Origin of the sequence: Zhenpiania hominis (genome assembly GCF_014333425.1) — a bacterium.
Lineage (GTDB): Bacteria > Bacillota > Clostridia > Peptostreptococcales > Anaerovoracaceae > Hominibacterium > Hominibacterium hominis.
Map to the genome: position 1 here is coordinate 43,488 of NZ_JACRYT010000020.1, position 9,282 is coordinate 52,769.

General features: G+C 34.9%; 8 protein-coding genes. All 8 read right to left on the reverse strand.

Annotation, left to right across the window (positions count from 1 at the left end; all coding sequences use genetic code 11):
• Positions 1–47: 47 nt before the first annotated feature.
• Positions 48–1,076 (reverse strand): virulence RhuM family protein, encoded by a 1,029-nt coding sequence (locus H9L42_RS13715; RefSeq protein WP_187303976.1) that lies wholly within the window; start codon positions 1,074–1,076, stop codon positions 48–50.
• A gap of 510 nt (positions 1,077–1,586) precedes the next feature.
• Positions 1,587–3,281, reverse strand: a complete 1,695-nt coding sequence (locus H9L42_RS13720) for a recombinase family protein (protein ID WP_187303977.1) — start codon at positions 3,279–3,281, stop codon at positions 1,587–1,589.
• 67 nt (positions 3,282–3,348) lie between these two features.
• Entirely contained in the window at positions 3,349–3,525 is a 177-nt protein-coding gene (locus tag H9L42_RS13725; RefSeq protein WP_187303978.1) for a hypothetical protein, read from the reverse strand.
• A 54-nt stretch (positions 3,526–3,579) separates the two neighbouring features.
• Positions 3,580–4,440 (reverse strand): ParB/RepB/Spo0J family partition protein, encoded by an 861-nt coding sequence (locus tag H9L42_RS13730; RefSeq protein ID WP_187303979.1) that lies wholly within the window; start codon positions 4,438–4,440, stop codon positions 3,580–3,582.
• A 113-nt stretch (positions 4,441–4,553) separates the two neighbouring features.
• Positions 4,554–4,889, reverse strand: coding sequence for a hypothetical protein (locus H9L42_RS13735; protein ID WP_187303980.1), 336 nt, complete (start codon positions 4,887–4,889; stop codon positions 4,554–4,556).
• A gap of 296 nt (positions 4,890–5,185) precedes the next feature.
• Positions 5,186–7,132, reverse strand: coding sequence for a hypothetical protein (locus tag H9L42_RS13740; protein WP_187303981.1), 1,947 nt, complete (start codon positions 7,130–7,132; stop codon positions 5,186–5,188).
• A 19-nt stretch (positions 7,133–7,151) separates the two neighbouring features.
• Positions 7,152–8,096: a nucleotidyl transferase AbiEii/AbiGii toxin family protein gene (locus H9L42_RS13745; RefSeq protein WP_187303982.1), complete on the reverse strand. Its 945-nt coding sequence runs from the start codon at positions 8,094–8,096 to the stop codon at positions 7,152–7,154.
• Complete coding sequence (locus H9L42_RS13750) at positions 8,083–8,853, reverse strand: type IV toxin-antitoxin system AbiEi family antitoxin domain-containing protein (RefSeq protein WP_187303983.1); 771 nt, start codon at positions 8,851–8,853, stop codon at positions 8,083–8,085. Before H9L42_RS13750 ends, H9L42_RS13745 begins: the two co-directional genes overlap by 14 nt.
• Positions 8,854–9,282: the final 429 nt, after the last annotated feature.

Sequence of the window (9,282 nt, forward strand, 5' to 3'; positions counted from 1 at the left end):
AACACACGACTTCAACTTTGTTATTTACATGAAAGCGTCCTGTTCTATTAGTTATTGTCTTTTTTCTTCACTATGCTTTGAATATTTTTAATACTTTTCAAATATTCCTCTTCAACCGGCGACAAATTCTGTGCCTGATATTTTCTATACTCTTCTGTCGCCTTCTCAATTGCCTGTGCATGACTGATTGTTCCAGCCCCCTGCAATACCTTTTCGCCTGTAGTTTTTAAAACATTATCAAGATGCTCCACATAATCTGCCATATACATAGGATTATGGCGCATTGCCTGAATCTCTGCAAAATCAAAATAACCTGATACAATATTATTTAGGATTTTCAATTCCTCATCATTAAGGTAATTCTTTGCAATACTTATATCTTTCAATACAGGAAAATCACCAGAAAAACTTTTTAATCCCATAAAAGGCTGGCTCGCATCCGCACGCTCATATATAACTTCTGCCGCTGTATGTCCATGTGCTGCATAATGTAATTTATTTTGTACCATTTTAAAAAAAGCAATGGACTCACTACTCTTTGGATCATAGTCAACACTTGTTGCATATAAATCCAGAACCTGTCGATACATGACCTTTTCAGACGAGCGGATATCCCGAATCCGATCCAATAACTCACGCCAATAATTGCCGCCGCCCAGATTCTTCAGGCGCTCATCGTCCATCGTAAAGCCCTTGATCATATATTCCTTCAGACGCTCGGTTGCCCATCTGCGGAACTGGGTAGCTATCAAAGATTTTACCCTATAACCCAGGGAAATGATCATATCCAGATTATAGAAGGGCAACTCTCTTGCTACTTTCCGCTTGCCCTCCATTCGAACCTGTCGGAATTTCCGACAGGTTGAAACCTCATCTAGCTCGCCTTCTTCATAAATGTGCCCAATATGCTCTACAATATTACTTCTGGACGTGTGAAACAGTTCTGCCATTTGCTTCTGTGTTAGCCAAACAGTCTCGTCTACAAATTGACATTCTACTTTTGTGACCCCATCTTCGGCCTGGTAAATTACAATTTCGCCCTGGATTTGATCTGGTCTCATCTTCTCTTCCGCCATTTGTTCATACTCCCATCGAATTACATTTTTTATGTTCCAAGGGAACAGGGAATCGGCCCGTCCCCTTGTTTGGACACTTGTATCATGTTAATTGTATCATGCAGCAATTTTGCCTGCAACTGCCTCCTGCCTAGAATGTTGTTAACTTGTGATAAGGTAACATTATCACAATAGCAACTGAAAACATGGACTTAAAATAGTTATCAATATAATTAGATGAAAGTAGCGTGATTATTTCCGCATTGACTCATTACTTTTGTTTTTACCATAATCATTCATTTAATATTTCATTTTTTCTGTAAACGTGCCTCCAAGTCTGGTAAATTATTTAAACTCACCGTTTCCAACGTCTGTAACTGCTGTATCACTAACGGCCGAAGCAATTCCATCCGTTCTTTTTGATTTTTACCACAGGCTGACGGCGTGCCCGTCATACCATAGAAGAGGCACCTGCCATTTCTGATAGGTGCCTCGTTTCATTTATTAATTCTTAGTGAAAGCCATTTAATCCTATTTAAGTTTCGAAAGCAAACACACAACTTCGACACCCTGATTTGATACCCGTAGACAGTCCAAAACGGATCTGTCTATCGGGAAGTTAAGAATCATAGATTTAACGAAGCGCTGCTTTTCCTTCTGTTCTTTGCTTGGAAGCAGATGAATTTCTGAAACCAAAGCTTTCATCAGTTCACGCTTCTCCCTATTTGACATTGTATCATAAATATCTTCAAATGAATCTAATAATTCAAGAACAACTTCTAAACTTACTGCATCCTGCTTTGACTTTTGAAGCCTGTTTTCACACTCTTCGATTTTATCTTCTGTTTCATAAATCTCATCGTATATACTATCGAGACGGCGTTCCTTTTCTTCTCTTTTTCTCCAGGCATTCTTGTCTTCAAAGTCCATCTGATCCAATGACTGTTCTAAAGTTTTCTGATTGTATCTTAATTTCTTCAGATAGCTTTTATGGTGCTCCAGTTCAGCTTTGATTTCGTCTGTATCTAATGCTTTCATTAATTTTTCTCTAATATCCGCTGCAAATCTTTCATTATGCATCAGCTTACTTATAAACTCTATTACTTCTCTTTCAACCTCTACTGCAGATACACCATTCCTTTCACAACTTCCTGAACCAGATGTTTTCTTGTAATGGCTACATACATAAGAATATGTCAGTCTTTTCGTGCCATCTTTATTGGTCCACTGATTTGTATCGATATACATCGAGGATCCACAAGTAGGACATTTCAGTATTCCCGATAATAAGTGTGCTTTGCTCTGTCCCAATTCAAAGTTTCCCCACTTGGCAGCCTTTGCTCTCAACTCCTGAATTTTATCAAAATCCTCTTCACTGACAAAAGCCTCATGTGTATAATCATCGCTCACCGTGTATTCTTCCTGCCAAACCTGTCTGTACTCATTTTCTGTTCCCGGAACTTTCTCTGTTCGTCTTCTTCCCCACACCATCTTCCCTTTATAAATCGGATGACTCAAAATCTGCTTAATGTGCTCCGTAGTCCAGTCATCAAATTTGAAATCTTTCTGATTTGGTGCCGCTCGTCTTTTATATCCTTGCTTGTTCAGATAAGTTGCTACACCTGCATATCCCAGTCCTTTATTCAGATACTTATCAAATATTATTTGCACTACCTCTTTTTCTTCCGGCACAGTAACCAACTTATCATTTTCGATAACATATCCATATGGTGCAAACCCACCACACCAACCTCCTTTCTTGGCTTTCGTCTCTCTGCCAAGTAAAGTCTGTACAATGATGTTTTCTCTCTCCAGCTCTGCCACTGCTCCCAATATGGTTATCATCATTTTCCCCATAGATGTAGATGAATCCAGTCCATCTTCCACACACATGAGATGAACACCGTGATTCATTATAAACTCCAACGAATTCAATACATCTCTGGCATTCCTTCCGAATCTCGACAGCTTGAATACCATCACATAATCAATCCGTTCTTTCCCGCTCTTTATATCGTCAAGCATTTCCTGAAAAGCTGTACGCCCTTCAATACTCTTACCACTTTTTCCTTCCTCAACATATACACGCAGTACATTCATACCACGTCTGATTGCACACTCTGTAAGATACTGCTTCTGTCCTTCCAAACTATAACCTTTTACCTGTCTTTCACTACTTACCCTAATATAAATTACTGCTACTTTCCCTGCTTTGTCGTTATACATTTCTCTCCTCCTAATATTTTCTGTGGATATTATGTAATGACGACACTTTCCGTATCGTCACTATGCCCTATGCTGCTTCCTGTGTATTGCTGTTATATCTGATGATTCCCTCTGCCATTAAGTTCAGGAACTTCTGATAGTTATTGGAACAATACACTTCATTCTCTGCAAACTCAGCTTTAGGGACATATATAAGCATGCCTGATGCAATTTCATATGCATCATAGTTAGTTCTATCATTCATGCATATCCACCCCTTAATTCTAATCAAGTGCTATTAAGTTGTTAATTGTATCAACTATCTGCTGCCACGGTTCGCTCTTTTCCTCTCTTCACGCCTTCTCCAGTCTGCTAAAAGTTTTATTATCACCTGCTCTATTTGCTTAGATGAATATTCTTCCGGAAAGAAATGTGATATCAGCTCTCGTTTGATCTTTATCTGTTCCTTCTGATTTGGCTTCTGTTCTGCCATGATGTTCACTATAGATTCATAGTCCAGTAAACCTTGCTGATAAAGTTCTTTCATAACTGTCGCCTGATGCAATGACGGAGTCATATCATCATATTCAATGATTTCATGTATTATATCCTGCGACTCTGCATCAAGATACGAAAGTGCTACTGCAGGCGTCAATGCAATCCTGTTTTCATCCACAAGTTCCAAAAGTTTTGGAATCAGCTTAGTCAGCCTGATATATCGTTGTATTTGCCTCCCACTTTCCTCTGAAGTTTCTGCAAGTTCATCTCGTGAACGCTTCTCGTGGACAACTTGTCCACATGTTTTCTTTTGCTGCGCTCTGATCTCCTGCAAAGCTTCCAGCCTCAACTTGTAAGCAAATCCTTTTTCAGATGGCAGTACTTTTTCTCTCTGCATGTTGCTTTCCACAAGCATGACTGCTGCCATATTTCTGTCCAGTTCTTTAACGATTACCGGCAAGTTATCAATGCCAAGATATACGCATGCCCACTTTCTTCTGTGACCACTGACGATTTCATATTTGCCTTTTTCATTCTTCCATACAATAAGCGGTACAAGCACGCCATATTTTTCAATACTTTCTATCAACTGTACCATCTCCGCATCCAATCTGACCTTATATGGGTTGTTTGGATATTCAACTAAAACTTCTCTGTTCATCATTACTACTTCATACTTCATTCTCGTGTCCTCCTATATTCTCTTCTTTCAGAATGTAATATTCTTTCATACTTTTTCTATAAGTCTTACATAGGTATAGGTCTGTGCTTTTACCGTCTACCATTTGCACATACTCACATACGCATTTTGATTTTCCATAAAATCTCTTCTGCCTTGGGTGTCAGCGTATACCAGTAAGTCCGGTCATACTTTTTCTTGTTATAATTGCCTTTGTATAGCATGTCATCATCAAGCAACTTCTGTATCGCCCTGCGTATCTGGTTCTCAGTCAGATAGTCGTGTGTCGATTCAGCTAGATTGTGTATGCTGCAATACACCCAATAGTAGCCGTCATAATAATGGATTCTATTCTTTTCATTCTCCTCCACCCAGTAAGCAATGTTGAAAAATATCACTGCAGCTGTAACACCATACATCTTGGCAATTTCCGTGTGAAATCTGTGTACCATCTTTCTACCTCCTTTCCATGTGATAAGGATTTCAAAAAAAGTCCCCTCACTATGTAGGCAATGGGAAAGGCAAAAATATAAGGGTCATTTGTAAATTTTTATAAATCCTTTTAAATCTCCTCTAATTAGTAGGCAGTGAGAATGGTGAAAATATAAGGTGTGATAATAAATTTCTTAAATTTTTTCTAATTACTAGGCAACGAGACACACCCGTTTGTCGGACCTCTCATGTTTTCAGGCAATAAAAAATCCTCTCCAGATTAATCCCGGAGAGGAGAGCTTAATTTTATAAACTATTACCATTCATTAAATATAGCTTTTGTTCGTTCTAATAAATTCAAATCATCATTTATTTTTAATACACATAACACAAACAATTTCAATATAATCCAATAGTTTTTCTCATGTATTTTTTCATCTTCTAAGGCATTGGGCTGTGAACCATGCAAATACATATTTCTTAAATCATTGCCATTGTTAAAAGTTGCTTTATTCAAATAAAAATCAAAATAATCCGCTTCGTGCTTTGAAAACAATGATGATCTAAATATTACAATGCCTTCTGACTCCATTATTTTTAAAGTTTCTCTTAACTTTTCAGATAAATGCCAAAAACTTATAACTTCATTATCATTCAATTGCCGTAATAATTGGATTCTATCAAGATTATTAAATTTAATTTCATGGTTATCAATAATTATAAATTTATTTTCTATTAGCCAATCTATAATTCGTTTTGTAAAATCGTTAAAATCATCATCGTAAATCACTTCATTAGTTAAAAGATCATAGAATGAATCATATGTTTTATCTATCCTTTCTACATGCGCTATAATGCTCTGATCGGAAAATAAATGATGACAAGCAGTTCTAAAAATCTCACCTGTTCCATACACATATTTTTCTTTTACAGCACTACTGCAATCGTTAAATTTCATATGTGATGATGACATTTGGAATAACTCTTGATCAATATATCCATCCTCAACAAACAAATTGTACTGTTTTAAGACACCATCCATTTCCGATAACAATGTTCTACATTTTTCTAAATATGTAGTGCTTTCTGATGGAGTATTCATACGGAAATTATCGATTGAAAACTCTTCTTTTAAATATTTTTCAAAAAACCATTTTAAAACTGTTTCTAAATATATATTGTTTTCTTTTAATTGCTGATAATATCCAGCCATTTGCAAATCAGCAAGTAAATTCAAAGTACTTGCTGAGTACCCTGGCTCATATGCATATCTTGATCTCATAAACAGAAATTTTTCTACTACGCCTTTATAGATATCCTTTTCAACTAAAGTAATTCTACCTTGTGAGTCCAAATACCCAAACAAATAAATAAAATTATTTAAAAGTGTTGGCTCATCTAAGTTTTCCCTAATCCAATTTATATTATATTTACAAGATATATTATGCAAATCCACATTAACTTCAGGATCATCTGTTTCCATTTTAGTAAATATTACTGTAATTTCAGTTTTTATACCTGTACCATTTGAAAAAAGTTTTTTTTCTTGTATTTGCACTTTTTTTCTTGCCTGTAATCTTACTTTATCCCCAATTACTAAAGAATCCGGATTATCTTGAATGTTCGCAATCAATCGCAAATAGTTCAAATCCGATTCTTCATATAAAATATATTTTTTTATAATTTCTTTTTTATCTTCTAATGTTAATTCTTTTGGAAAATATAAACGTTCATTTTTAAAGGAATGATGAACTTCATATTCATCTAAAAGCCACTCTGCCGCATTTTCTTCTAACATAAGTTCATTTCGGATATCGACACCATAAGCAACCACTATATCTTTTTCATGCAAAATATTCCATATTCCATTTTGTTCATTATTTATAGCATTGGAAATAATAGTGTAATCGAATTTATTAAACAATTTATATAGGCTAAACGCTTCCCAAAACATTTTTTTATATTGATAAACAATATTCCCATACAATGCAGCAAATTGCTCTTGTCTTATGCAATTAAAAAATTTGCCTATAATACCTTTCAATTTTTTAATAATGGCTTTATTTTTTTCTAGTTGTGATTCACTCCAAATTGCGGGGAATATTTCACTGTCTATATATTTACATACCACATATAATTCTATTATTTCATTTATATCTGTGTACTCACTCTCATCAGTATAATGATTTAAAAGAGCATCCATTCTCTTTAAGTGAATACCCAAAGCCCAGTCATCAGGCGATAGCCACTTTATATATTCCATATACTTTTCCTCATCCTAATTACTTTTGACATTTCCATACTGCCATTGGATGATTTTTTATTCTTTCTAATATCTCTTTATCATCAAATAACAGTTCTGGTTTATAATTCTTGTTTTCAAATTCTGTCATATACTGTAATTCCTGTTCTGTTAGCTGCATCAAATCATGAATATATTCTTTTGCGTTCTGTTTTCGTGCATCCAAGTCAAAATGCTCTTTTTTCTTTATAACAGGGAATAAATCTCTGCGGATTTTCGCAAATGTTAATTTATCTATTGCAGATGTATCAAAAGATTTATTTACCGTTTCCTGCGATATCGTATTATAAAACACAATACATTTACGGAACATATCTTCTTCCGACTCATCAAACAATCCTAAAAATGTCATATTATTAAAATCATATAAATCTCTGGCTGCTGCCCTACTCATAAGCGCATTAGCTTTTGCTGCAAATATTTCCATTGGTGCGAGGGTCAACACTTCCAGTTCATCATCGAAAATATCTGACAGCACTTTTCTTTTTATCGGCCCAAATACGTGTGCACGTAAAGAATAATTTATTTCTATCTTAAGAACATCTTTATTACCTCCGGCATTCTGATACTGATAATAGAATGCATCTAAGCTATGGCTGAATCTTGAAGATGGAGACAGAGTATAACCTTCTTCTGCCATATATTCTTTAATGATTTCTGAAATCTTTTCTCTGGCATATTCCATCTCAGTTTTATCACTATTGGGTATGTAGTCCAAATCGATGTCAACAGACAATCTCGGTAAATTGAAAATAGTCATGTTGATGGCAGTTCCACCCTTTAATGCCAAATGTTCTTTCAAATATTCATGTTCATTGATAAACTTTAATACATTTTTTAATCTTAGTACCTTTTCAAAAGTATCCCTTACAAATCCATTTTCTTTTGCAATCCTACCTATTACTGCTTTGTTATACTCCATCATAATCCTTTATCTCCCCATTCTTCATTACATCTAATTCATATGGAATTATCAGATTCCACTCTTTCTGAAATTTCCCCTGTTTATAGTCTTTGGACAGATATCGCTTACTCTTTCCGATTTTGTTTTTACATTCATCAAAAAAGGTATTTGATAATCCAAGCTGAACTTTTTTATCTGCAAGTAAGAATCCTATTTTCTGATATAAAAACTGATTATCATATTCAGATAAATAATATAACAATCTCTCCTCTTTCAGATTAGTAACCATCTCTAAATTTGCAACAACTTCTTCCATGCCTGATATTTTATCCATATCTTTGATGCTGTCAACGATAGTTCGTTCTTTATCTGTAACTTTTATGCCACCGCTATACTCAACGGTATTGACCCCTTCGCTGATTTTTGCCGGAACATATAAATATGTGTACCCATCAAATTCAAAACTGTTGAATTTAGAATCAGAAGACACATATACATCATAAAATACTTGATCTGTCATTCCATAATACTCCGCCGCAGTATGATGGGATATACATGCACTATCTGACAAAGCACTAGCTATCTGGAATCGATTTGCAACAGGCGCTCCAGTTTCACCACTGATACAGGTATACAGATTATTTCTGATTTTTTCAACCATACCTTTCTTGATCAATCGCTTTATCGCACTGCGAGCACTTTCTATATTATCGTAAAATATCATTACCTGTTCCATTGTAAAAACAGGGTATTTTAATAGTTCGAAATATAAATTCATTTTAAATTCCTCTCAATATAGGTTTGTTTAAAACTGTTTTAACTCTATTTTAAACCATTATAGCATCAATCATACTATAAAACAAGAGGGGTAAGTTTAAATATTTTGTTTTATAGTTTCTTATTAAACTATATCTACAATAAATTAAACCCATGATAGAAAGATAATTCCCCTTTTTTACAAAAGGGGAATTCAGACTGTAGACAAAAGTCCAATCTCGAGCGAAAGAGATTGGACTTTTTCTATGTATAAAATGAAGATAAATGTTGAAATTCCAATAATTAAGACGGCAAATATGATATAATATAAGAAAGAGAAATGAAAAGAGGATGCCGCAATGATCACCAAACTCAATACCGAAGACAAGAAAAAACAGATACAGATGATCTCGATAGAGGAACTCGTCCCTCAGGATCATCTGCTCAGGAA

Bases quoted from the DNA above. Each gene is read 5' to 3' on its own strand.
- H9L42_RS13715 (WP_187303976.1), bottom strand. From the start codon at position 1,076: ATGGCGGAAGAGAAGATGAGACCAGATCAAATCCAGGGCGAAATTGTA.
- H9L42_RS13720 (WP_187303977.1), bottom strand. From the start codon at position 3,281: ATGTATAACGACAAAGCAGGGAAAGTAGCAGTAATTTATATTAGGGTA.
- H9L42_RS13725 (WP_187303978.1), bottom strand. From the start codon at position 3,525: ATGAATGATAGAACTAACTATGATGCATATGAAATTGCATCAGGCATG.
- H9L42_RS13730 (WP_187303979.1), bottom strand. From the start codon at position 4,440: ATGAAGTATGAAGTAGTAATGATGAACAGAGAAGTTTTAGTTGAATAT.
- H9L42_RS13735 (WP_187303980.1), bottom strand. From the start codon at position 4,889: ATGGTACACAGATTTCACACGGAAATTGCCAAGATGTATGGTGTTACA.
- H9L42_RS13740 (WP_187303981.1), bottom strand. From the start codon at position 7,132: ATGGAATATATAAAGTGGCTATCGCCTGATGACTGGGCTTTGGGTATT.
- H9L42_RS13745 (WP_187303982.1), bottom strand. From the start codon at position 8,096: ATGATGGAGTATAACAAAGCAGTAATAGGTAGGATTGCAAAAGAAAAT.
- H9L42_RS13750 (WP_187303983.1), bottom strand. From the start codon at position 8,853: ATGAATTTATATTTCGAACTATTAAAATACCCTGTTTTTACAATGGAA.